Source organism: Williamsia sp. z34 (assembly GCF_059553395.1).
The window spans coordinates 1-23,046 of record NZ_JCANWW010000006.1 but is presented as its reverse complement, the minus strand read 5'-3'; the positions used below and the strand labels follow the sequence as shown (position 1 = coordinate 23,046).

The window sequence follows — 23,046 nt, the reverse complement described above, 5'->3', positions numbered from 1 at the left end:
ACATTCTGTGCTTACGTTGGAGGTCGGGTCGGCACGTCGAATCGGCAGTGGCCGGTTACAAAGGGGTGCGGGCAGAACGGGCCGCGGCCGCGTGGAGGAGTTTGAGATGCAGGACGTGCTGGCAGATCTGATGCGTATCTGGCGTTCGGGTGCCACCGCAGGCGTCGGCACGGTTGTGCAGACCTTCCGGTCGGCGCCACGGCCTCCTGGAGCGCTGATGGTGGTGTCTCCCGACGGGGCGGTGAGCGGTTCGGTGTCGGGCGGATGTGTCGAAGGCGCTGTCTACGAGCTGGCCGCTGCCGCTGCGGCGTCCGGTGTCCCGGCGATGGAGCGGTACGGGGTATCGGATGACGATGCCTTCGCGGTCGGGCTGACCTGTGGCGGAATCCTGGACGTTTTCGCCGAGGCGATCTCGCAGGAGACCTTTCCTGAACTCGGTGACGTCGCCGACGACATCGACAATCACCGTCCGGTCGCGATCGCGACCGTGATCGAACACCCGGATTCGGAGTGGGTGGGTCGACGGCTCGTCATCCGGCCGGAATCGGTGGAGGGGTCGCTCGGGTCGGGTCGGATGGACAGCGCGGTGATCGACGACGCGCGGGGGCTCCTGGCCTCCGGGCGCAGCGAGATCTTGCACTACGGACCGGAAGGAGAACGCCGGGGCGAAGGCATGGCGGTATTTGTGTCCAGTCACGCGCCCCGTCCGCGGATGCTTGTGTTCGGCGCGATCGACTTTGCCGCCGCGGTGGCACAGCAGGGATCGTTCCTCGGCTATCGGGTGACCGTCTGTGATGCGCGCCCGGTGTTTGCCACATCGGCCAGGTTTCCGACCGCTGACGAGGTCGTGGTCGATTGGCCCCATCGATATCTCACCGAGCAGGTCGACGCCGGTGCCGTGGACGGACGGACGATCATCTGCGTCCTGACCCACGATCCGAAGTTCGACGTACCGCTACTGGAGGTCGCGCTGACAATGCCCGAGGTTGCGTATGTCGGCGCGATGGGGTCGCGGCGCACCCACGAGGACCGGATCGAGCGTCTGCGAGCAGTCGGCTTGACCGACGACCAGATCGCGCGATTGGCGAGTCCGATCGGACTAGACCTGGGGGCGCGGACGCCGGAGGAGACCGCGGTCTCGATTGCCGCAGAGATCATCGCCCGGCGATGGGGCGGCGGGGGTCGCCCCTTGACCGAGACGGACGGACCGATCCATCATCCGCAGGACCGCCTGCAGGAGTCCAGCGTCCCAGCAGAGAACAGGTGAGCGCGGCGGCCTATCGGAACGTCTCCTGGACACCCTCGGACCACTTCTCCGGTGCCGCTTCAGCTCGCTTCGTGCCGTCCAGTTCTGCCCTGCGCAATGCATTCGGTCACATCTGGTGCGGGTCTTCGCAGATCAGGCGGTGTCGGCAGACGAACGTTCACCCCGGTGGAATGATTCGGACCACGGTCCGGTTAGATCATACGTAGTCCCAGCCAACAGACTTTCCAAGGAGAACCACATGAGCGCCACCATCACCACCACCGATCTGGAAGCCGGCACCTGGACCATCGATCCGACCCACTCGGCGGTCGCCTTCTCCGTTCGCCACCTGATGGTGAGCAAGGTACGTGGAAACTTCGAGACCTTCTCGGGAGCCATCACCGTCGACGAGAACGGTGTCCCGTCCGTCACCGCCGAGATCGACGTCGCCTCGATCAACACCGGAAACGAAGGCCGTGACGGCCACATCCGCTCCGCCGACTTCTTCGAGGTCGACAAGTACCCGACTGCGACCTTCACCTCGACCGCGGTCAAGGCCGACGGCGACGACTACCTGGTCGACGGCGACTTCAGTCTTCACGGCGTCACCCGGCCGGTCACGCTCAAGCTCGAGTTCAACGGCGTCAACCCGGGCATGGGTAACGGCCCGGTTGCCGGCTTCGAGGCCTCGGTTGTCCTCAACCGCAAGGACTTCGGCATCAACATCGATATGCCGCTGGAGACCGGTGGCAGTGTTGTCGGCGACAAGATCGCCATCACACTCGACATCGAGGCAGTCAAGACTGCCTGACCTCGCGCAGTAACGACGACGTCCAAGCGGCGGTCGTGTGTCCGGATTACCCCGGATGCACGGCCGCCGCTGTCGTCTGTCGCAACCGCGGATGAGGTCAGCGCGGACCGAAGCCGGCCATCAGTATGTCGATGAGCGCTTCGATGAACGTCGGATCCACCGGCTCTCTCGTGAGCAGGACGCGCGCGTAGATCGGCGCGTGGATCACTTCGAGGAGCAGCGGATAGTCGGGTTCGGTGGTGATGTCGATTTCTCCGCGCTCGGCCGACCGTCTGAATATCGAGGTCATCACCTCGATCCGGGCCTGCGTCATCCGGCGTTGCATTTCGACGAGTGGACCGATGTCGATGGGCATGGCCACGAGTCGTGAGAGCGTCTTCACCTGGGGTTTGGTGAGGGCGGCATGGAGATCGATGGTCAGTGCGATCAGGTCGCCTCGCAGAGACCCGGTATCGGGCGCGTCGATCGTCGAATCGAACTGATCGAGCAGGGCGTCGGTGACCAACTGTTCCTTGGTCTTCCATCTGCGGTAGATGGAGGTGACATGCACGCCTGCCCGGTCCGCCACCTGCGCGATGGTGAGCCCGTCGAGGCCGACGTTGAGCAGTTCGTTCACGGTCGCCGACATCACGCGATCCCGGACGGCCGCCCCGCGTCGGTGTGACCGGCTCCGTGATGTCGTCTCGGGAATGGGGTCCGAAGACCCGGTTTGACGCACCCATCGACTCTAACGCAACTCGAGTTGCATTATGTATAGTTGCCGTCAGCTGCGATCGAGAACTGGCCGCGCCCGTGGTCCGCTGATCGGCGGTGAGAGAAGGTGGACCTTGACGGCGCACCAGTCCAGCCGACGTTCCCGGCTGGCCAACGCCGTCAAGAGCATTCGCCGTATCGATGATCGGATCGATCACTACTTCGTCGATGTACCCGATCCGAGTCTGGATGGTCCGGCCAGTCGCCGGCACGTGGCCAACCGCTTCGTGGTCCTGGCGCTGATCGGCATTGCTGTCAGCAACCTGGCGGCGGCATTCGAGACCGTGGTCATGATCCAGTTGGTGATGACCGGCGGTGAACTGAGCGTGCCGGGGATGATCGACGCGGCGAATATCCCGGTCCTGATCTGCTCAGTGGTCATCGGCTTGTTGTTCGGCGGTGCGGTCAGTACCGCCGTGTTGTATCCGCAGCTGGTCTGGTTTGTGAAAGCCGTTCCGGCGACACCGGATCGGCGCAGATCGATCCAGATGATGCCGCTGCAGCAAGCCGGCGCGACGCTGCTCACCTGGGCGATCGGGGCACTGATCTACATCCCCTTCGGACTCGGCGGCACCGCTGTGGAGTTCGTGGTGTTCGGATCGGCCTTCCTCATGGCGGGGACGTCGGCGGCCTGCCTGGCGTACCTGTTCGTCGAACGTGTGTCGCGGCCCCTGGTGGCGATCGCGTTGCGTGACGGGGTGCTGGGCCGGTCCATCCTCGGCGTCCGGGAACGCCTGATCGCGGTCTGGATCGTCTTCTGCGCCGTCCCGCTGGTGGGCCTCATCGCGATCAACGTCGGCCGGTTGCCGGACTGGATCCCGGCGAGCCGGTACGTCGTCGACGTTCCGACGGTGGTCCTGGCCGGCTTCTGTCTGGTGGGTGGTATCCGGGCGACGGTACTGGTGTCCCGCTCGATCACCGACCCGCTCGGTGAGATCCGCAGCGGGATGGAGCGCGTGAGGGCCGGGCAGTCGCATCCGGTCCTGGAGGTCTACGACTCCTCCGAGCTCGGGATCCTCCAGCAGGGGTTCAACGACATGGTGTCGGGGCTGGCCGAGCGCGAGCAGATCAGAGAGCTGTTCGAACGGCACGTCGGAGATGGCGTCGCGAAGCTGGCGCTGGAACAGGGTGCGGGTTTTCATGGCGAGAACACCTATGTCGGTGTGATCTTCGTTGATGTGCAGGGCTCGACGAAACTGGCCGAACGCGAAGCGCCCGAAACCGTCGCGACCCTTCTCAACAGCTTCTTTGCCATCGTCGCGGAGGTCGTCGAACGGCACAGCGGATTCATCAACAAGTTCGAGGGTGATGCGGCGCTGGCGATCTTCGGTGCGCCCAGTGCGGTGGCCGATCCGGCGGGCGCCGCACTGGGCGCCGCTCGCGATCTCCATGCCGAACTCGAAGTGCTTCGACCGCTCCACTTTTCGATCGGGGTCTCGGCGGGGACCGTGTTCGCCGGCAACATCGGCGCGGTCAAACGCTACGAGTACACGGTGATCGGCGATGCGGTGAACGAGGCGGCGCGGTTGTCCGAGGCCGCCAAATCGGTTCGCGCGCACGTGCTGGCCAGCGGATCGGCGATCGAGCACTCCGACGACGAACACGGTCACTGGGATTCGATCGGATCGCTGGTGTTGCGGGGCCGCGCGGTACCGACCAGGCTCTACACGATTCCGGTCGACAGCGAACAGGGCAGCCGTAGCCTGAAATCGCTGATCGGCACCGCTTTCAAGTTCCCGACGACCATGGTTTCCGGTGTTGTCGGTGAGGGGACCCGGTCGCTGTTCGGGATGCGCGACCGGAGATGACAGGGCAAGACACATCGATGCTCGAACGACGAGGGGTAGGTTGAGGCGATGACATGGACCACGGCGGATATCGGCGATCAGAGCGGACGTACCTTCCTGATCACGGGAGCCAACGGCGGACTCGGTGAACAAACCGCTCTGGCGCTGGGAGCTGCCGGGGCGAACGTGATCCTGGCCTGCCGGAACGTGGCCAGTGCCGAACCCGTGGCCGCCCGGATCGGTTCCAACGCCACGGTCACCGAACTCGATCTGGCCGATCTGGCTTCCGTCCGCGCGTGCGCCGAGCGGACCGGTCCCATCGACGTGCTGATCAACAACGCCGGCGTCATGGCAATACCGCTGCGGCGCACGGTCGACGGTTTCGAGATGCAGATGGGTACCAACCACTTCGGGCATTTCGCGTTGACGGGGCTGTTGCTCCCCAAGATCTCCGATCGGGTCGTCACCGTGTCGTCGGCCATGCACCAGATGGGCAAGATCAACCTCGAGGATCCCAACTACCGGCAGCGCTCGTACTCGCGTTGGCCGGCGTATGGCCAGTCGAAACTTGCCAATCTGCTGTTCTCGTACGAGCTCGCGCGGCGGCTCGCCGCCGCCGGGTCTCCGGTGAAATCGATGGCGGTCCACCCCGGATACGCCGCCACCGGGTTGCAGTCGCACACAGAATCGGTGTGGGACCGCTTCATGGTTCTCGGTAACCTGATCGCTCAGCCGGCCGCCGACGGCGCCCTGCCCACCCTGTACGCCGCGACGTCCGATCAGGCACGGTCCGGCGGGTTCTATGGTCCGACCAAACTCGGCGGATCCCGGGGTGCCCCGGGACCGGCCAAGAGCAACAAGCGCTCACGCGATGAACTGACGGCCGCCGGTCTGTGGGAACTGTCGGAGTCGTTGACCGGCGTGACGTATTCCGTGGACCCGGCCTCGTCGAACTGATGCGGGTGTGACCTTCCCGTTCTGAAAATCGCGGGATGCCGCTCCTGCGATCCTTAATCTCGCCGGCCGCCGGAATATGATGCTCGTCACAATTTTCGGAGTGATCGGGTGGGAACGCCGGTTTGACGCGCGCAGGTTCCATTGAACGATTGACGGAATCCGACCGTCCGTTCCACTACTGACTCTAACGGTCAATCAAGTGTGGTGAATCATCCTGTAAGTGCTGTTGCGCGAACGCAATCGAGCAGCGATGCTCACATCTACTGATTCGAATACCAACTCGGCCAATACCTTCGGAGTTCTGCATGCGCGTATCTTTCCGCGAAGTAGGCTTTCGCAATCAGGACTTCGTCCATCGTCGGCGGGGTCTGGTGATGGTTGTGCGCTGTTCCGGCGGAGCGTGACAATGCGCCTCGAGGACCTGATCGTCGAGAAGAGCCGGATCACCGGTGACCCCTCCGACGATTGCGGCGGGCGCGTACGACTTCAAAACATGAACACTCGTATTCGTTGCCTCGGCGCCGCGATGCTGGCGATCATCACGCTGTCCGTGAGCCTGGGCTACGTCTACTGGCTCACCTTCGCCGGGACCTCGGTTGCCGGCCGGGTCTCGGTTGCCGGTTCGATCGTGTTCGTATTGCTCGCGATCTCATTGCTGATCGAATCCCTGCGGATGATCCTCATCTGCATGCTGGCCACGTCCACCGTCCTGGTGAAAAAGCCGGTCCTTGTCAGACCTCGCGCGGGTTTGAACGTTGCGCTCTTCATCACCTATGTTCCGGCCAGCGAGGACATCGATGTCCTGGCGGGAACCCTGCGCGCGGCAAAGTTGATCGAGCATCACGTCGAGAACGAAAACGGCGTGCAAACGGGAACTTTCGATGTGTTCGTGCTCGACGAGGGTGATCCGCACGATCCGCAACGCGTGCCCGGGCTGATCGACGCGATCAACGACGAGGTCAGCGGCAACATGATCTACCACTTCAGCAGGCTGGGGATACCCAACTATCACGCCGGCAAGAAGTTCTCGACCAAAACCAAGTACGGAAACATCAACGCCGCTTTCGACTGGCTGAGCACCACGGACCGTTTTCCCGCGTACGACGTCATCATGGGGCTCGATCCCGATCATGTTCCGCTCCCGGAGTTCGGTGACCGCATGCTCGGCTATTTCGAGGACCCCGATATCGCCTACGTTTCGGGACCCCAGGCGTATGCGAATGCGACCTCCAACGTCGTCGCCAAATTGGCCGAGTCGCAACAGTTCCCATTCCACGCCCTGATCCAGACCGCAGCCAACACGTACTGGGCGCCGATGCTGGTGGGCACCAGTTATGCGATCCGCAGCGACGTGTTGCGTCAGATCGACGGCATCCAGTCGTCGATCACCGAAGACATGGCCACCAGTTTCGAGGTCCTCTGTCGGACGAACCCGAACACCGGTCGCCTGTGGAAAGGGGTGTACACCCCCGACCTCCTCGCACACGGTCAGGGACCGGACACCTGGGGGAGTTTCTACAAACAGCAGACCCGTTGGGCGCGAGGATCATTGGAACAGATGTTCGCCGGACCGTTTCTGCGTCAGATGTGGGGGATGCGGCGGAGTCCGCTGCGCATCGCGCATTACCTGCTGTTGATGTCGTTCTACCCGGTGATGGCGGTGACGTGGCTCCTCGGGGCGGTCAATGCGCTGCTGTTCGGTATTTTTGGCGTCAGTGCCACCGGCGTGGCCCCGGATGACTGGCTGCTCTTCTACGGTTGGGTGTCTGTTCTGCAGATGTCGGTCTACGTCTCGTCGCGGCGTCACAACGTCAGCCCCTATGAGGTCGGGCGGTCCTGGGGCGTCTACGGGATGTTCATGAGCGTGGTCACCGCGCCGGTCTACGCCGCCGCACTGATCAAGATGGTGCTCCGGCGGAAGGCCGGCTTCGAGGTGACGCCCAAAGGCGTGCACAGCAACCGGGACACCTGGTTCGCCTTCCGGCTCAACATCATCTGGCTGCTGTTCTACGTGATCGTGATCGTCCTCATCTGTGTCAATGGCTACGCCGACCCCGCGACCCTGCTGTGGCCGCTGTCGGCGGCGGCGCTGTCGGCCTCACCGATGGTGATCTGGCACTGCTCGACCTTCCGGAAGCGGGCGGTTGCGGTGGGGGCCGCTGCCGATCCGGATGCTGCCCACACCGGCACGTTGGCTCGTACGCCGGTGAACGCTTGACTCCGCGAATACGCCGGAAGCTCAAGGTGAGCTTCGCGTCGGTGGTGAATTGGCGAACGGCCATCGGCGTGGGTGCGGTGCTGTTGCTGGCCGGCTTCTCCGCGCCTCCGGCCGCCGAGCTGATCCAGAACGTCAACAGGCATCGGCTGATCAATTCCGACGAGTACAAGGCTCAGCACGGCAAATGGGAGACCATCACGCTGCCCGGCGATCACAAGATCAATGCGGTACACGCGGCGTTGCTTCCCTCGGGGCGGATACTGCTGATCGCCGGTTCGGGCAACGACAAAGAGAGTTTTGAGGCCGGGCAGTTCAGCACGGTCGTCTACGACCCGTCCGACGGGTACATCAAAGAGGTCAAGACACCCGAAGACATGTTCTGCGCCGGCCACGCCCATTTGGCGAGTGGCAACCTGCTGGTGGCCGGCGGAACGCAGGGGTACGAGAAGGCGGCCAAGGACGTCACCAACGCCGGTGGCTACGTGACAATCCGGAACGAGACGCCCGGCAAGTCTTTTGTGGTTCCCAAGGGCACGACACTGACCGCGCTGGCCAGTGGCAGGCAGTACCGGTCCGACTCGGAGGTCGTGGTGCCCGCGGCGACGGTCAATCCCCGGACTCGTAAGGTCGCGCCGACCGACCGAAACGTCTTCGTGGAAGCCGTGATCGCCGGAGCGGCGGGAGTGTCACTCAAAGGTGAGGCCTACCGGGTGGAACTCGACGGGATGTCGCCGGCGGATCGGCGCAATCTGCACGGTTTCGCGCCGAAGATGACCTTGGAGAAGAAGGAGTATCAGGGGACCCGCTACTCCTATGAGTTCAACCCGGTCACCGAGGAATACGAGCGGGTCGGCGACATGAACTACGCCCGCTGGTATCCGACGCTGACCACCTTGCCGAACGGAACCGTCATCGCGTTGTCCGGTCTCGACAACTCCGGTCGAATCCTGGACGGCCAGAACGAGATCTACGACCCCAAGACGAAGCAGTGGACGGAACGGGGCAGCCTGAAGAGGTTCTTCCCGACCTATCCGGCGGTGTTCCAGACCGCTCGCGACGACGTGCTGTTCTTTGCCGGGCCGTCAACCGGATGGGGACCCGCCGAATCGGGTCGGGAGCCCGGCCTGTGGAACCTGAAGAACAACACATTTGCGCCGGTGCCCGGACTTCGCGATCCGGATCAGCTCGAAACCGGGTCGTCCACGTGGATCGGTCCGGTCAACGATCAGCGGTTGGTGGTCGTCGGCGGGGGCGGCATCGGGAACTCGCCGCTGTCCACGGAGAGGATCGACGTCATCGACCTCAAGAACCCGGCACCCCGATTCGAGCCGTTCGGTGAGTTGGCGGACGGCACCCGGTATCCGAGCCTGGTACCGCTGCCCTCGGGTGACGTGTTCATCACCGGAGGGTCCCGGGACTATCGGGGTGGCGGTGAGAGCGACCTCCTCAAGAGCTATGTGCTGACCGCCGGCGGTCAACTCACGGCGATGGCCGATCCGGGTGTCGGCCGCAACTACCATTCGTCGGCGATCCTCCTGCCGAATGGGCAGATCCTGACGATGGGATCCGATCCGCTGTTCTCGGACAAAGCCAACTCCCTGCCCGGAGAGTTCGAGCAGCGGTTGGAGATCTACACCCCGTCCTACCTGTTCCGGCCGGACGGAAAGACGGTGTCGCGCATCGAGGTCTCCGATGGTCCGGTCGCATTGCCGCTGGGCAGATCCGGAGTCTTCAACCTGGATCCGGGATCCGAAGGCACGACGATCGCATCGGCGAGGTTGGTGCTGCCGGCCGCAACGACGCACGTCACCGACACCAATCAGCGGGTTGTCGACGTCGGATTCGTCCAAGATCGGGATAAGGTCACCGTGACCTTGCCGACCGAACGAGCCCTACTGCCCAAGGGGAGTTACATGCTTTTCTTCAATGACACCGCGGGGGTTCCCAGCATCGCGAAATGGGTTCAGGTCGAGTGACTCCGGTTGAGGAACCGTCGGTCGGACCAATCCGCGCCTCGCCGGTGCGTCGAGTTGCCCTGGCGTGGTCGGCTTTCGGCGTGCTCCTGCTCTCGGCTTGCACCGGTGGGGCCGAAGGTGGTCCTGCCGACAGTGCAGCGGTTCCCGAACGTGCCGCACCGGCGCGCGCCGACTATTCGGTCCGGGCCGACCCGGAGTACACGGCGAACCTGGTGGCAGCGAAAGGCTATGTCCCAGCGGACAAACAGCAGTCCCTGAGAAATCTGATCGACACCCCGGTGGCGGTGTGGCTCTTCGCCGACGACTCCGCGCAAACCGTTCGTGAGGTGCTGGACCGTTCGGTGGCGAGCGGATCGGTGCCGGTTTTTGTGGCCTACAACATTCCTCATCGCGATGACGGTGGTCATTCGCAAGGTGGTAGCGCATCGGCCGCGTCATATATAGCGTGGATTCAGGGAATCAGTGACGTGATCGGGCAGGGCGATGCGGTGCTGGTCCTGGAACCGGATGCGCTCGCGCATCTGCCGGATCTGCCCGACGCCGATGCCGCAGAGCGTGTCTCGATGCTGGCCGCAGCGCTGAAGGTACTTGCCGCGAACACGAACACCGCGGTCTATCTCGATGCAGGCAACAGTACGTGGCGCACCCCGCAGGTCACGGCAGAGTTCCTCGCACGGATCTCGGCGCATGACGTCGACGTACCGGGAATCGCGCTGAACGTGGCGAACTACCGTCCGCGAGTCGAGACCGAGCAGTACGGTCTCGACGTTCAACATGCTTACGGCGAGCATCTTTTCGTGATGATCGACAATTCGCGTAACGGCGCTGCCGGTGGCAGCGCCGAGTGGTGCAACCCGCCCACGCAATCCTTGGGCACGATCTCGGACAGAACATTCGATCCGGATGCCAGGGTCGAAGAGGTGTATGTGAAGGTCCCCGGCGAGTCCGATGGACAATGCGGGATCAGCGACAAACCGGCCGGTGAGTTCGACGGAGATCTGCTGGTCGCCCAATTGCCCTGAGGTGACGGCCGAGTCCTGGCGGAACTCGGCCGACGCCTCAGACCATCATGCAGATCGTCTTCGACTCGAGGTAGTTGTCGAGGCCGGGTGCGCCGTTCTCCACGCCCCAACCGGACTGCTTGTGACCACCTTTGGGTAGCTCAGGTGAGAAGTAGGAGTGGCAATTGATCCATACGGTTCCCGCCTTGACGTCCGCGGAGAGCCGATGGGCGGCACTGAAATCGCGGGTCCAGACGCTGGCGGCGAGCCCGTAGTCGGTGTCGTTGGCCCAGCCGAGCACCTCGTCGATGTCGTCGAACGCGGTGACCGCCACCACCGGTCCGAAGATCTCCTCCCGCATCAGCGCCATGTCCGGGCCGGCGCCGGTGATCACGGTCGGCCGGTAGAAGCTGCCCTCCCCGTCGACGACCGTGCCGCCGGAGACCACTTCGGCTCCACCGGCCACACCGCCGTCCACGTACTCGGCGACCCGCGCCCGGTGCGCCCGGCTGACCAGCGGACCGAGATCGCTGGCCGGGTCGAGTCCGTGGCCCAGCCGCATCGAGGAGGCCGCGGTCGCCAGACCGTCGACGAGTTCCTGATATGCGTTGCGCGCGACATATACCCGTGAACCGGACACGCAGACCTGCCCGGCGTTGGCGAAGATGCCGCGGGCGACGCCGGGCACCGTGATCGACATGTCGGCGTCGTCGAGGACGATCACCGGCGACTTGCCGCCGAGTTCGAGCGTGAGCCGGGTGAGGTTTCTGCCACCGGCGTTCTCCACCAGCTTCTTACCGACCTCGGTGGACCCGGTGAAGGTCACCTTGTCGACACCGGGATGCTGCGCCAGCGCTCGTCCGACGTCACCGTCGCCGGTGACGATGTTGACCGTTCCGGCCGGGATGCCCGCGGCGAGAATCAGTTCGCCGAGGCGGATCGCGGTCAGACTGGTGTCCTCGGCAGGTTTGAGCACCACGGTGCAACCGGACGCGAGTGCGGGAGCCAGTTTCATCGCCGCCATCAGCAGCGGCGAGTTCCAGGGCACGATCGCCGCGACCACGCCGACGGGCTCGCGCACGGTGTGTGCCATCACCTTCCGTCCGGCCGGCTGGTAGGTGACAGACGGTGTGATGGTGGTTCCCGAGATCTTGTTCGCGTAGCCGGCGTAATACCGGAACTGTTCTGCAGCCGAGGGAATCTCGGCGAAACGGGAGGTGGCCCACGTCTTGCCCTGGTCGAGTGTCTCGAGCTCGGCCAATTCGTCGGCGTGCTCGTCGATCAGATCGGCCAGGCGCCACAACAACTTGCCACGCGCGGTGGGTGTGCATTGTGCCCACTGCCCGGTCAACGTCTCACGCGCCGACCGCACGGCCTGGTCGACGTCAGCCCCTGAGGCGCAACCGATCTCGGCGAGCAGCTCGCCGGTGGCCGGGTCGCGGCTCTCGAAGACCCCTCTGCCGGCCGCCACCCATACGCCGGCGATCAGGAGTTTCTTGGGTGAGGTACTCAGGAACCCGGCGCTGTGGCGAGGAACTGTGGTCGGGGTGTTCACGCGTCTGCTCCTCGGCGGCTGCGGGCGGGCGGAAAGGGCAGGGCTCCGTAGCGCAGCCCTTTCGCCTTGAGCCAGCGTCGGTAGGTGATGGATGAACCGTCTGCCCGGGTGGGGATTTCGTCTCGCGGGTCCAGCGGCAGCAAGAGGGGGCGCTGATTCTCGACGATGATGCGGTCCTGCAGGAAGATCGTCTGCTCGAAATGGAGCAGGTCGGTGTAGTCGGCCTCCTGATCGACCAGGTACATCACCGGCTGTGCCCGGCACAGGGTTTGGGTGATCGGCTGGATGAACAGGGCGATTGCGTCCTGGCGGGTCGGGTCGGCCGGTGACACCCGGTAGAGCACCACCAGGTACGGGGCGGGGACCCGGTAGGACAACTGCGCGAACGCGCCCTCGGAACTCGCACTGACCTGCGGCTGGAAGAACGTGCAGTTGGTGGCCCACACCTCGTCGACGTCGCGGCGGATCTCCGATTCGTACTTGGCCACCTCGGTATTCGATTCGCCGCCGAGGATCCCGGGATGCACGAACGGGAAGTGGGCCATGTCGAGGAAGTTCTCCACCACCCGGCCGGGCGAGGTGCGCATCGTGATCCATCCGCACGGTACGTACCGCCGATCCGGTTCCAGCGATTCGGGGAGATCGAAGATGTCCCCGGCCGGGGTGCCGAGCGTGGTCCAGACGAACCCGTAGCGCAGGCGGACGGGCAGCTCGACGCCGTCTGCGTGGACCAGCGGGATGTCCGCCCCGTCGGCCACACAGGTCACTTCGACGCCGAGAAGTGTTGTCGTGATTGCACCACCGTCGCCCAGTTCGGTGAGGGCGCACACGGCATACCATTGGTCCAGAACCACCGGATCATCACAGCGGCCGTCGCCATCACTGCCGGCATCGCCGTGGATATCGTCAATCGTGGGCACTGAAGACTCCTTCCAGGTCGTCGTGTTCGGCGAGCCAGTCCGCCCGCCGTTTGAACAGGCCCGGAACCGAGGCGCGGGCGCGCGCGATGATGTCGGGCAGATCCTGCGACACGAGTTGTCCGTCGCGTACCACGACCCGGCCGTCGATCATCGTCAGGTCCACATCGGAGCCGCGCACCGCATGGACCAGGTTGTGCTGCAGATTGAAATACGGACCTTCCGGGAAGAACGGTGTCATCCGCGGGGTGTCGGTACGGATGGCGATCAGATCGGCCTTCTTCCCCGGCTCCAACGACCCGATGTCGGCGTCCAGCCCGAGACCACGGGCACCGTTGATGGTGGCCATCTCGATCACCTTCCAGCTGTCGAGGGCGGCGGCATCCCCGCTCGAGAGTTTTGCCAGCAGGGAAGCGGCTTTCATCTCCTCGAACATGTCGAGGTTGTTGTTCTCCTTCTCGCCGTCGGTACCGAGCCCGACGAGTACACCGGCAGCGAGCAGGCGTTCGATCGGTGCCACCCCGCTCGCCAGTTTCATGTTGCTCACCGGGTTGTGGACCACGGCGACACCACGCTGGGCGAGCAACGCGATCTCGTCGTCGTCGAGCCAGACCGCGTGCGCGAGCATGGTGCGCGGGACGTCGAAGAATCCGAGTCGCTCCAGCGCCATCATCGGCCGACTGCCGTATCGCTTGTCGAACTCCGCGATCTCGATCTCGGATTCGCTGCAGTGTGTGTAGAAACCGGTGTCGTAGTCGCGTGCCATGTCGATGGCCCGGCGCTGCCCGGCGGCATCGGCATAGAAGACGTGCTCGAGCCCCACCCAGACCGACACCCGTCCGTTCGCGGCGCCCTGACTGCGCTGCAGCAAGCGTTCGTTGTCGTCGAGGGTGTCGAAGTAGTCGAAGTCGGGGTGCGCCCCCACGTAATTGACTGTGACAAGCCGGTTTCCGACTCCGGTGGCGGCGGCGACGCTGCCGTGCATGTGCCGCCACATGTCCACCACGGTCGTGGTGCCGGCCAGCACACTCTCGGCGTAGCAGAGCCAGGACGCCGCCTCCGCCTCGGCAGCGGAGACCACCCGGTGCATGGGATCGATGTGCACGCGCAGCCATTCCCAGACCGGAAGCGCCTCGGCCGTACCGCGCAACAGCCCGGAGTGGCTGTGCGCGTTGATGAGTCCGGGCATCAGCAGCCGTCCGGGCAATGCGGTCACGTCGGCCTCGGGGTACGTGGCGGTGAGTTGGCCGGTGGGTCCGACGGCGACGATCCGGTCACCGTCCACCAGGACCGCGCCATCGGGGATCACGGTGCGGGCGGCGTCGACGGTGACCACGGCGTCGGCGGTGAGAAGAGTGCTCATGCGGCGGACCTTCCGGCGATCAGATCTGCGGCGCGCTCGGCGAGCGCGACGACGGGGGCGTTGGTGTTGCAGGAGGGCAAGATGGGGATCACCGAGGCGTCCACCACGCGTAGGTTCTCGATGCCGTACACGCGCAGGTCGGGGTCGACCACGGCGGCGCTGCCGGTCCCCATCGCGCAGGTGCCCGCGGTGTGGAAGAACGTCGAACAACTCATGCGCACGAACGCTGCGCGGTCGGCTCCGGTGAGTCGGCGATCCGGTGCGATCGGGCGCTCGATCAGCTCACGGTAGGCCGCGGTCTCGGCCAGATCCATGACGGTGTCCAGTCCGGCGACCAACGCGGTGAGATCACGGGGATCGGAGAGGTACCGCGGATCGATCTCCGGTGCGGTCGCCGGGTCGGCGGAGCGCAAGGTCAGCTGTCCGACGCTGTACGACCGCATGAGCCCGGGAGAGACCGCAAAGATGTTGTCGGAACCCGAAAGTCCGTACGTCGCCGCGACCTCGGGCGTCGCGTGTGGGCCCTGGACGACAAAGGCGTGCAGGTCGGGGAGGGGCTGCTCCGGTGAGCTACACCAGTTCAGGATGGCCCCGCCGCCGTTGTCGCGCACCGACCCCAGCGGCAGGCGTGCGGCGAAGTTCACCCCCATCAGAAGCGGGTGGTCCTGCAGGTTCTGGCCCACACCCGGCAGGGCACTTCGGACCCGGATGCCATGCGCACCGAGCTGTTCGGGGTCGCCGATGCCCGCAAGCAGTAGCAGATGGGGACTCGAGATCGCGCCGGCCGCCAGGATCACGTCCCGATCGGCACGAACCATGGATCCGCCGATCTCGACCCCGATGCAGCGCGGACCATCGAATACGAGGGCATCGACATGGGTACTGGTCCGCACGGTGAGATTGGGCCGCTGCGCCACGGGGTCGAGATAGGCGCGGGCCGTACTCATCCGTCGGCCGTTCGCGATCGTCAGATTCGCCAGGGAGGCGCCGTGGACGTCATCGCCGTTCGAGTCGTCGAGGACCGGAAAGCCCAGTTCCGCCGCCGCTCCCAGCAATGCCTCGGCGACCGGATGGGGTTCTGCGGGTGTGGTGATGGTCAGTGGTCCTGCCCCGCCGCGCAATTCGGAGGCACCGCCTTCCCAGTTCTCGCAGCGACGGAAGTACGGGAGCATCGACTCCCAGTTCCATCCCGGTGCGCCACTGTCCTCCCAGGCGTCGTAGTCGCGCGGATGTCCCCGGTACCAGAGCATGGCGTTGATGCTGCTCGAGCCTCCGAGTACCCGTCCGCGGGGTATCGGGACCACGCGCCCGTCGAGGCTCGGGTTGGCCGCGTAGGAGTGACCCCAGTCGTGGTCGCCCGACAACAGTGACGCCCAGCCGGCCGGCTCGTCGATCTCGCGGAGCCCGACGTGACTCGGGCCGGATTCCACCAGCAGCACGGTGACGTCCGGATCTTCCGAGAGTCGCGCGGCCAGAACACATCCCGCCGACCCGCCACCAACGACGATGTGGTCGAACGTCTCAGTTGTGTTCACTGGGCCCCATGATGGTGATCTGTTCGGTGGCCTCCACATGCCGGACGAAGATGTACTTGTCCTCCCGGCCGTCGCTGTGTTTGCGTTTGATGCCGGGCTCGACCACGCTCGAGACCTTGGCGACCAGCACATAGGGTTCGTCCGCCGTCAGTCCGGCCGCGCAGTGCTGTTCGAACTCCTCGAGAGTGGTTGCGGTATAAGCATGTTCGATACCTGCGCCGCGGGCGATCGCCGCAATGCTGACGATGCCCTTCGACGTGTGGGTCGGTGGGCCCCCGATCGACTGGTAGCACTCGTTGTCCCAGACCACGGTGAACAGATTGCGGGGACGTTCGTTGGCGAGGGTGGCGAGTATGCCGAGGTTGAACAGCATCCCACCGTCGGTGTCGAGGGAGATGATGCGACGGTGCGGCAGACCGGTCGCGAGTCCGAATGCCTGCGGGGTCACGCATCCGAGTTGCTGCTGGAACAGGCTGGCGCTGCGCATGTGTGGTGCGGCGTTGTACCACTCGTCGACACTGGCGCCCAGCGAGACGATCACCAGTTCGTCCGACAGTTTGTCGGCGAGTACCTTCATGCAGTCGAATCGGGTCATGTGTTCGCTCGAGTCGTTCATCGGACCAGACCTCCGCCCAGGGCAATTGCCGAATGATGGTATGCCGCATAAGACCACTCGAAGGCATCGTGGATCGCCCGCTCGATCTGGTCTTCGTCCCGCACGATGCGGTAAGGGATCCGCAGCGCATCGAGGATGGGTTCCATCGTGATGCCGTGCGGGACGGCCCACCAGTTGTTCTCACCGAGTTCACCGCGGTAACTCATGAGCATGATCACCGGTATCCCGGCGCCCAGGCCCATGCGGGCCAGCGGTTCCACCGAGGCGCGCAGCCCGGAGTTCTCCATGATCAGGGCAGCTCGTTTGCCCGAGAGGAAGATGCCGCCGCAGATGGCCGCTCCCTCACCCTCGTTGGTGACCTGGATCGTGCGGATGTCGGGGTCGGCGTCCAGCGCGGGATAGAGCTCTTTGAACAGGGAATCGGGGAGATAACACACGGTGCTCACGCCGGCCTTCTTGAGACCGCGGATCACCGCATCTACTGCGTTTTGTTGCATGGCAAGCCTTTTCTTCTCGGATGTCAGGGGAAGACGGGGATACCGGGCATCGTGACGAAACCGGGCAGTGACTGCATTCGGCGCAGCCACCACCGCAGCGCTGGATAACGCCCGCGGTCGATGCCGATGTCCCGGGTGAGGGCCGCGCCGGGGAAGAGCGCGATGTCGGCGATGCTGGGATGTGGTCCGGTGACCCAGTGGTTGTCTGTTCGCGCCAGCGTGAGGTGGTCCTCGAGTTGTTGTACCGCCACCGTCGCCCGGGCGGCGGCCTCATCCAGCCGGGCGGTGCTGTACAGGGCCAGGTCGCGCGCGGCGTTGATGGCACCGAATGTGTCGGCGCTGAAGCCGAGCCAACCGGTGAGCTGGGCGTCCGCGGATTTGCTCGGCGCCCAAGTGGTATCGGCGGCGAACTCCGTCGCCAGGTACTGCAGGGCCTCCTCGGCGCCGCGTACGGTGTGGTCGCCGTGGTGCAGGACGGGGACCTCACCTGCCGAACCGGAGATAACCGGATAACAGTTCACGGGCACCTTTGTGTACTCGATACCGAGCAGCGCCAGTCCGAGTCGCACCTTGTAACAGTCGAGGTCGAGTTCGAAGTCGTCGAGCAACAATTCACTCACGATGCCACCGCCACGTGTGCGTTCATCTCGTCACGGAACGCCTGCGCCCACACGTTGATCTGGCGCAGGAGAGCCGGGTCGGCACCCTCCACACCGACGCAGATGTGCATCCCGGTTGTTGCCTCGTCGCGGACCTGGAGGCCGATGACGATGTCGGATCCGTCGATGGTGGTGTGGAGGAGATTGTCGGCGTGTTGCATGGTGTCCGTGCGGGCGCTGAGCCACTTCAGGATCTGGGGGAGCGTCGCGTTCACGTACACCGAGCAGGCGGGTGTCGCAGGGTATTCCGGTGGCATCTCCGCTGCCGGTTCGATCTCGCCCCGGGTGGTGCCGGAGCGACCGTCCACCCACACCATGCCGTAACGCTCGGCGGTGCGGTACCGGTCCGCGCGGACCGAGCTCGGCGGATCGAGGTCGGGATGGGCGGGTATGTGGCGACATCCTCCGGTGGACGCGTATTCCCAACCGTGGTAAAGGCATACGAGCCGATCGTCCCGGACGAAACCCAGGCTCAACCGCATGCCGCGGTGTGGGCAACGATCGTCCCAGGCGTGGACGAGTCCATCGCTTCCCCGCCATAATGCGATGGCGTGGCCCTGCAGCATTGTGTCCGTCGACGAACCGGATGGCACGTCGCGGCTCAATGCCACCGGGGCCCAACCCGAGGCCGAGTCGCGGTGGGATGAGAGCATCTCGGTGATTCCTTTCTCTTGCGCTGTTCGTGATCAGTCGTGGCGAACGACATCGTGGACAACGCTGGTGCCGGGCGCGAGTTCGCAGGCCATCTCCAGGGCGCCGACGAGGTCGGACCGGCCACCTACCCGCACGACGATCCGATGTGGGGCGGCCTCCATGACCTCCGCCTGCACGTCGAGGACCTCGGCGCGCGCGATGATGAAGTCGCAGAAGACATCCGGCATCAGATCCCCGGTCAGGATCAGGGTTGCCGCCATGTACACCACTCAGATCATGTCGAGGATCTTGGTGGTGAACAGCTGCTCCGCGGTCACATCGATCCCGTTGGCGGACAGTGTCGCGATGTTCTTCTCGATCAGGGCCGGCGGCAGGGTGAGCAGTCCGCCGGCGTCGGTGTCGGGTGTGACCATGATCTGCGGCAGGGTCTGTGACTCGAGTAACTGCTGTGCGCGGTCGAAGCCCTGATCTTTGCCGAAGACATTGAGTGTCAGGTCGGTGCCGAGCGCGGGATCGGCCACGTTCGCCTCCCAGCCGAGTCGTTCGGCGCGAAGGAATCCGGCGAGCATCTCGGGATTGTTCTCGACGGTCTCGGTTTTGGCGAAGTAGACACCCGAGAAGACGGCGTAGCCGAAGTCGGCGAACAGAAAGGTGTTGGTGGCAATACCTTTGGCCTCGAGTTGTGTGGGCTCGTTGATGACGAAGACCACCTGGCCGTCCACTTCCTTGTTCACCACGGGTGCGGGATCGAACTGAACGGGGACGACTTCGATGCTGTCGGGGTCGATGTTGTTGATCTGCAGCAACAGGTTGAACGACGTCTCGTTGAGCGCAGCGACACCGATCTTCTTGCCGACCATCTCCTGGGGGGAATTGATGGGTGTTTCGGCGAGGGACAGAATGCAGAAGGGGCTCTTCTGGAATCGGGTGCCGAAGACCTTGAGGTCGGCGCCCTGGGTGATCGCGTTGGCCACCACATCGGCGTTGCTGCCGCCGACAGCGGCCTTCCCGGACATCACCACGGTGTCGGGGCTGACGTTGGGGCCGCCGTTGAGAAACCCGACCTTGAGTTTGTTGTTCGTGTACAGACCTGTGTCCGAGGCGATCCAGCTCCCGGAATGTTCAGTGGTCGGCAACCAGCTGAGCTGGTAGTCGATGGTGGTGGTGCCGTCGGCTGCCACCGATGTCGAGGACCCCGAGCAGGCCGTGAGCAGTGTGGGTCCGCCGAGGGCGATGGCTCCGAGTCCGAGACCGCCCTTGAGCAGACTCCGTCGGGACAGCGAAAATCCTGCGTGGGACATGGGGTTTCTCCTTGTGGTGAAGACGTGTGGCGAGACCGGGACGCCGGTGTCAGGTCAGGACGGTTGTTTGCATACGGGTGGCGATACGGCGATGTTCGCGCAACATCTCGGGAAGGGCGGCGAAGACCGGTTGTCCCTCGTCGACAACGACTTTGCCGTTCACGACGGTTGTCCAGGCGCGGGCGGGACCGCAGCGGAGCAGTGCCTCAACGGGATCGGACAGCGCGCCGGCCAGGGATACCGGGTCGAGGTGCCAGGCGACCAGGTCGGCGACCGAGCCCACCGTGAGCCGTCCCAGTTCGTCGTCCCACCCCAGGCACCGTGCCGAGCCGACGGTGGCGATGTCGAGGGCGTCGCGGGCCGTCATCGCAGTCGGCCCGCCGGCGAACCTGGCCAGCAGCAGCGCTGTTCGCGCTTCCAGCCACATCGAGGCGTGGTCTGTGGAGGCCGATCCGTCACAACCGAGACCGACGGCCATGCCGTGCTCGCGAAGCGTCTGGACCCTGGCGGTGCCGCCGCCGATCAACATGTTGGAACTCGGGCAGTGGGCCACACCGACGCCTGCCGTGGCGAGTCGTCGGGCCTCGACGTCGCTCGGGAAGATGAAGTGCGCCACCCACGATCGGGGTCCGGCCCAGCCCACATCCTCGAAGTGCTCGACCGGTGTACGGCCGTACTTCTCGAGGCAGAAGGTGTGCTCATCGGTGTCCTCGGCGAGGTGCGTATGCATGCGGACGTCGTGTTTCTCGGCCAGCTCGGCGGTCGCACGCATGAGCGTGTCGTCGACGGAGAAGGGGGAGCACGGCGCGAGGCCGATCCTGATCATCGCGCCGGGTTTCGGGTCGTGGTACCGCGTGACCAGGCGTTCGGAGTCCTCGAGGATCGCCTCTGTGGTCTGCGTGACGCTGTCCGGGGGAAGTCCACCGTCCTTGACGGACAACGACATCGAACCACGCGTCGGATAGAACCGGAAGCCGATGTCAGCGGCTGCGCGGATCTGGGCGTCGATCAGATTCGGACGTGGATGCACGTAGAGGTGGTCGGTGGAGGTGGTGCAACCGCCGAGCAGCAGCTCGGTGAGCCCGATGTACGTCGACACGTACACCGCCTCCTCGTCGAGCGTCGACCAGATCGGATAGAGGCCGGTCAGCCAGTCGAACAGGGATCCGTTCACCACCGGACCGTAGGAGCGAGTCAGATTCTGATAGATGTGATGATGGGTGTTGATCAGGCCGGGAGTCACCAATCGGCCGCCGAGAGAGCGGGTTTCGGCTGCTTCGGGCTCAGTGCCGGCGGATCCGACGGCGGCTACCCGGCCGTCCGACACCGCCAGCCAGGCATCAGGCAGTTCGTTACCCGGCTCCAGCATGAGATGTCCGATATCACGAAAAAGCAGGTCGTACATTCAATCCTCCAGTGGGCCAGACAACTTTCGTCTGTGATGGCCCTCGCGCCCACCACTGGAGGTGAAATGTCCTCTTCTGGAGGGGAGCTCCAGATCGTGTCCGGCAAGCCGGGCGGACTGTCCCGGCTCGATCGCTCTCCGCCGGTAGTTCCTGAAGTTACGGTTGCCGTTTGTCTGGGACGAAACGGCGATGTTAACGCTGCGTAACCGGTCACCGCCGCCGAGCGTGCCGAACCGACCGTCGAGCGTGCCGAACCGACCGTCGAGCGTGCCGAACCGACCGTCGAGCGTGCCAAAGATGCACAGCCCCCTCCGTGTCAGCCTCAAGGTGAGTCACCGCACCGAGAGGAAGCCCGATGCTCGCCTTCACCACCGATGAGAAACGAGAGTTCGTCCTCGATTACCTCCAACAGCGCCACGGCAGCAAGACCGCCTGGCTGCAGGACAAACCGTTCAGCCTCCGACAGTTAGCACGCTGGCGCAGCGCCTATCTCCACGGCGACCTTGACCGCGACCTCGTACCTCGCAAGACTCGAGGAATGACCAGCCACCCTGCTCGACTTGAGGATCTGGAAAAACTCCTGACCCAACAACAACGCGAACACGACGCGCAACTGGCCGAACTCCACGAGGAAAACTCCTCCTTACGAGCGGCCAACGACGCGTTGGGAAAAGCTATCGGGCTCATGCACAAGTGGAGCGAGCACACGCCCGACGACACCCCCACTCCACCCGAGCCACCCAGTTCCTGACCTCCGAAAACATGCTGGTCACCCTACTTGCACAGCTACCCGGGATGAGCCAACGCAAAGCCCTTGCCGTACTGAATATTTCACGGTCAACCTGGCAATACCGCCAACGCCCCCGAAACCGGGTGAGCAACCCGATCTCACACCCCCAACGCCACCAACCACACGCACTGAATCTGACCGAGATCACCACGATCGAGGAGCACGTACTACGGGCCTGGACGCGCGGCGACTCCGTCGACCAGGCCTACGCCACCGCCTGGGACCAGGGCATAACAGTCGGCTCACGCCGCACCTGGTGGCGCTACGCCGCAGCCTTGGAACAATCACAGCGACCAGTCAAAACCCACCGCACCAAAACCGGGCCCCGCGAAAAACCCGTACTGCTGGCCACCGGACCGAACCAAATCTGGTCCTGGGATATCACCGACTTCAAAGCCCCTTACCGCGGACAAGCATTCAAGGTGTACTCAATCATCGACATCTTCTCCCGCAAGATCATCGCCAACCGCGTCGAAAACCGTGAACTCGACTACATGGCAGTGGAAATGTTCGAAACCGCATTCACCACAGAAGGAACCAAACCCCAATGGGTACACGCAGATTCAGGATCAGCGATGCGCTCCGATGCCATGAAAACCATGCTCGGCAACAACAAGATCAACGAATCGCACTCACGTCCCAGCGTCTCTAACGACAACCCGTACTCCGAGTCAGAGTTCCGAACCCTCAAACACCGCAAACATTTCCCCGGCATCTTCGAAACCCTCAACGACGCCCGCAACTACGTCACCACCTACACCGACTGGTACAACAACCACCACCGCCACAGCGGCATCAGCCTCTACACACCCAACGACGTCCACGACGGATCCTGGCGAGAAACCCACCGCCGCCGGCAACAAGCACTCGACGCCTACTACACCGAACACCCAGACCGATTCCGCCAACCACCAACCGCCCCACCCGCCCCGAACTGGTCAGGAATCAACTCCACCGGACCCCAACCCGCCACAAAATGACTCCACACAGGTTGACATCTACCG

Annotated in this window: 21 protein-coding genes; 9 read left to right on the top strand and 12 right to left on the bottom strand. The window is 64.3% G+C overall.

Annotation, left to right across the window (positions count from 1 at the left end; all coding sequences use genetic code 11):
• Positions 1-106 precede the first annotated feature (106 nt).
• Positions 107-1,267, top strand: a complete 1,161-nt coding sequence (locus tag AC51GT_RS15860) for an XdhC family protein (protein WP_496329374.1) — start codon at positions 107-109, stop codon at positions 1,265-1,267.
• A 238-nt stretch (positions 1,268-1,505) separates the two neighbouring features.
• Positions 1,506-2,057, top strand: a complete 552-nt coding sequence (locus AC51GT_RS15855) for a YceI family protein (protein WP_496329373.1) — start codon at positions 1,506-1,508, stop codon at positions 2,055-2,057.
• Positions 2,058-2,154: 97 nt separating this feature from the next.
• Here the strand turns inward: AC51GT_RS15855 and AC51GT_RS15850 are convergent, their stop codons facing one another.
• A complete protein-coding gene (locus AC51GT_RS15850) occupies positions 2,155-2,685 on the bottom strand; it encodes a TetR/AcrR family transcriptional regulator (RefSeq protein WP_496329372.1) in 531 nt (176 codons plus the stop codon).
• Between the two features lie 199 nt (positions 2,686-2,884).
• On the opposite strand from AC51GT_RS15850, the gene AC51GT_RS15845 reads away from it, so the two are divergent.
• From AC51GT_RS15845 to AC51GT_RS15825, 5 genes are all read left to right on the top strand, one after another.
• Positions 2,885-4,618 carry an adenylate/guanylate cyclase domain-containing protein gene (locus AC51GT_RS15845; protein ID WP_496324710.1) on the top strand — a complete coding sequence of 578 codons (1,734 nt, stop codon included), beginning with the start codon at positions 2,885-2,887 and terminating at the stop codon, positions 4,616-4,618.
• Between the two features lie 48 nt (positions 4,619-4,666).
• Positions 4,667-5,554: an oxidoreductase gene (locus AC51GT_RS15840; RefSeq protein ID WP_496324709.1), complete on the top strand. Its 888-nt coding sequence runs from the start codon at positions 4,667-4,669 to the stop codon at positions 5,552-5,554.
• 406 nt (positions 5,555-5,960) lie between these two features.
• Positions 5,961-7,772, top strand: coding sequence for a glycosyltransferase family 2 protein (locus AC51GT_RS15835; protein ID WP_496329371.1), 1,812 nt, complete (start codon positions 5,961-5,963; stop codon positions 7,770-7,772).
• A gap of 41 nt (positions 7,773-7,813) precedes the next feature.
• A complete protein-coding gene (glxA, locus tag AC51GT_RS15830; protein ID WP_496329370.1) occupies positions 7,814-9,748 on the top strand; it encodes a radical copper oxidase GlxA in 1,935 nt (644 codons plus the stop codon).
• Positions 9,730-10,770: a glycoside hydrolase family 6 protein gene (locus AC51GT_RS15825; protein WP_496329369.1), complete on the top strand. Its 1,041-nt coding sequence runs from the start codon at positions 9,730-9,732 to the stop codon at positions 10,768-10,770. Before glxA ends, AC51GT_RS15825 begins: the two co-directional genes overlap by 19 nt.
• A 37-nt stretch (positions 10,771-10,807) precedes the next feature.
• Here the strand turns inward: AC51GT_RS15825 and AC51GT_RS15820 are convergent, their stop codons facing one another.
• From AC51GT_RS15820 to AC51GT_RS15770, 11 genes are read right to left on the bottom strand one after another with little or no spacing between them, the layout of a single operon-like run.
• Complete coding sequence (locus tag AC51GT_RS15820) at positions 10,808-12,304, bottom strand: aldehyde dehydrogenase family protein (protein ID WP_496329368.1); 1,497 nt, start codon at positions 12,302-12,304, stop codon at positions 10,808-10,810.
• Entirely contained in the window at positions 12,301-13,224 is a 924-nt protein-coding gene (locus AC51GT_RS15815) for an aromatic ring-hydroxylating dioxygenase subunit alpha (RefSeq protein ID WP_496329367.1), read from the bottom strand. The genes AC51GT_RS15820 and AC51GT_RS15815 overlap by 4 nt, the downstream gene beginning before the upstream one ends.
• Entirely contained in the window at positions 13,211-14,584 is a 1,374-nt protein-coding gene (locus AC51GT_RS15810) for an amidohydrolase family protein (protein ID WP_496329366.1), read from the bottom strand. Before AC51GT_RS15810 ends, AC51GT_RS15815 begins: the two co-directional genes overlap by 14 nt.
• Positions 14,581-16,119 carry a GMC family oxidoreductase gene (locus AC51GT_RS15805; protein WP_496329365.1) on the bottom strand — a complete coding sequence of 513 codons (1,539 nt, stop codon included), beginning with the start codon at positions 16,117-16,119 and terminating at the stop codon, positions 14,581-14,583. The genes AC51GT_RS15810 and AC51GT_RS15805 overlap by 4 nt, the downstream gene beginning before the upstream one ends.
• Positions 16,106-16,735, bottom strand: coding sequence for a thiamine pyrophosphate-dependent enzyme (locus AC51GT_RS15800; RefSeq protein ID WP_496324701.1), 630 nt, complete (start codon positions 16,733-16,735; stop codon positions 16,106-16,108). The genes AC51GT_RS15805 and AC51GT_RS15800 overlap by 14 nt, the downstream gene beginning before the upstream one ends.
• A complete protein-coding gene (locus AC51GT_RS15795) occupies positions 16,732-17,232 on the bottom strand; it encodes a thiamine pyrophosphate-binding protein (RefSeq protein ID WP_496324700.1) in 501 nt (166 codons plus the stop codon). The genes AC51GT_RS15800 and AC51GT_RS15795 overlap by 4 nt, the downstream gene beginning before the upstream one ends.
• Positions 17,233-17,255: 23 nt before the next feature.
• On the bottom strand, positions 17,256-17,852 hold the full coding sequence (locus AC51GT_RS15790; RefSeq protein WP_496324699.1) for a glutathione S-transferase family protein: 597 nt from the start codon (positions 17,850-17,852) through the stop codon (positions 17,256-17,258).
• Positions 17,849-18,544, bottom strand: a complete 696-nt coding sequence (locus AC51GT_RS15785; RefSeq protein ID WP_496329364.1) for a Rieske 2Fe-2S domain-containing protein — start codon at positions 18,542-18,544, stop codon at positions 17,849-17,851. Before AC51GT_RS15785 ends, AC51GT_RS15790 begins: the two co-directional genes overlap by 4 nt.
• A 33-nt stretch (positions 18,545-18,577) precedes the next feature.
• On the bottom strand, positions 18,578-18,805 hold the full coding sequence (locus AC51GT_RS15780) for a hypothetical protein (RefSeq protein ID WP_496324697.1): 228 nt from the start codon (positions 18,803-18,805) through the stop codon (positions 18,578-18,580).
• A gap of 9 nt (positions 18,806-18,814) precedes the next feature.
• Positions 18,815-19,846, bottom strand: coding sequence for an ABC transporter substrate-binding protein (locus AC51GT_RS15775; protein ID WP_496324696.1), 1,032 nt, complete (start codon positions 19,844-19,846; stop codon positions 18,815-18,817).
• A gap of 49 nt (positions 19,847-19,895) precedes the next feature.
• Positions 19,896-21,251 carry an 8-oxoguanine deaminase gene (locus tag AC51GT_RS15770; RefSeq protein ID WP_496329363.1) on the bottom strand — a complete coding sequence of 452 codons (1,356 nt, stop codon included), beginning with the start codon at positions 21,249-21,251 and terminating at the stop codon, positions 19,896-19,898.
• 356 nt (positions 21,252-21,607) lie between these two features.
• Here AC51GT_RS15770 and AC51GT_RS15765 point away from each other — a divergent pair, with 356 nt between their 5' ends.
• Positions 21,608-22,003: a hypothetical protein gene (locus AC51GT_RS15765; RefSeq protein ID WP_496324071.1), complete on the top strand. Its 396-nt coding sequence runs from the start codon at positions 21,608-21,610 to the stop codon at positions 22,001-22,003.
• Positions 22,004-22,047: 44 nt separating this feature from the next.
• Positions 22,048-23,022 (top strand): transposase, encoded by a 975-nt coding sequence (locus AC51GT_RS15760; RefSeq protein ID WP_496329362.1) that lies wholly within the window; start codon positions 22,048-22,050, stop codon positions 23,020-23,022.
• The last annotated feature ends 24 nt before the right edge of the window (positions 23,023-23,046 follow it).

Coding starts and splice junctions, on each gene's coding strand:
- AC51GT_RS15860 (WP_496329374.1), top strand. CDS start 107: ATGCAGGACGTGCTGGCAGATCTGATGCGTATCTGGCGTTCGGGTGCC.
- AC51GT_RS15855 (WP_496329373.1), top strand. CDS start 1,506: ATGAGCGCCACCATCACCACCACCGATCTGGAAGCCGGCACCTGGACC.
- AC51GT_RS15850 (WP_496329372.1), bottom strand. CDS start 2,685: ATGTCGGCGACCGTGAACGAACTGCTCAACGTCGGCCTCGACGGGCTC.
- AC51GT_RS15840 (WP_496324709.1), top strand. CDS start 4,667: ATGACATGGACCACGGCGGATATCGGCGATCAGAGCGGACGTACCTTC.
- AC51GT_RS15835 (WP_496329371.1), top strand. CDS start 5,961: ATGCGCCTCGAGGACCTGATCGTCGAGAAGAGCCGGATCACCGGTGAC.
- AC51GT_RS15825 (WP_496329369.1), top strand. CDS start 9,730: ATGGGTTCAGGTCGAGTGACTCCGGTTGAGGAACCGTCGGTCGGACCA.
- AC51GT_RS15810 (WP_496329366.1), bottom strand. CDS start 14,584: ATGAGCACTCTTCTCACCGCCGACGCCGTGGTCACCGTCGACGCCGCC.
- AC51GT_RS15800 (WP_496324701.1), bottom strand. CDS start 16,735: ATGAACGACTCGAGCGAACACATGACCCGATTCGACTGCATGAAGGTA.
- AC51GT_RS15795 (WP_496324700.1), bottom strand. CDS start 17,232: ATGCAACAAAACGCAGTAGATGCGGTGATCCGCGGTCTCAAGAAGGCC.
- AC51GT_RS15785 (WP_496329364.1), bottom strand. CDS start 18,544: ATGCTCTCATCCCACCGCGACTCGGCCTCGGGTTGGGCCCCGGTGGCA.
- AC51GT_RS15780 (WP_496324697.1), bottom strand. CDS start 18,805: ATGGCGGCAACCCTGATCCTGACCGGGGATCTGATGCCGGATGTCTTC.
- AC51GT_RS15775 (WP_496324696.1), bottom strand. CDS start 19,846: ATGTCCCACGCAGGATTTTCGCTGTCCCGACGGAGTCTGCTCAAGGGC.
- AC51GT_RS15770 (WP_496329363.1), bottom strand. CDS start 21,251: ATGTACGACCTGCTTTTTCGTGATATCGGACATCTCATGCTGGAGCCG.
- AC51GT_RS15765 (WP_496324071.1), top strand. CDS start 21,608: ATGCTCGCCTTCACCACCGATGAGAAACGAGAGTTCGTCCTCGATTAC.
- AC51GT_RS15760 (WP_496329362.1), top strand. CDS start 22,048: ATGAGCCAACGCAAAGCCCTTGCCGTACTGAATATTTCACGGTCAACC.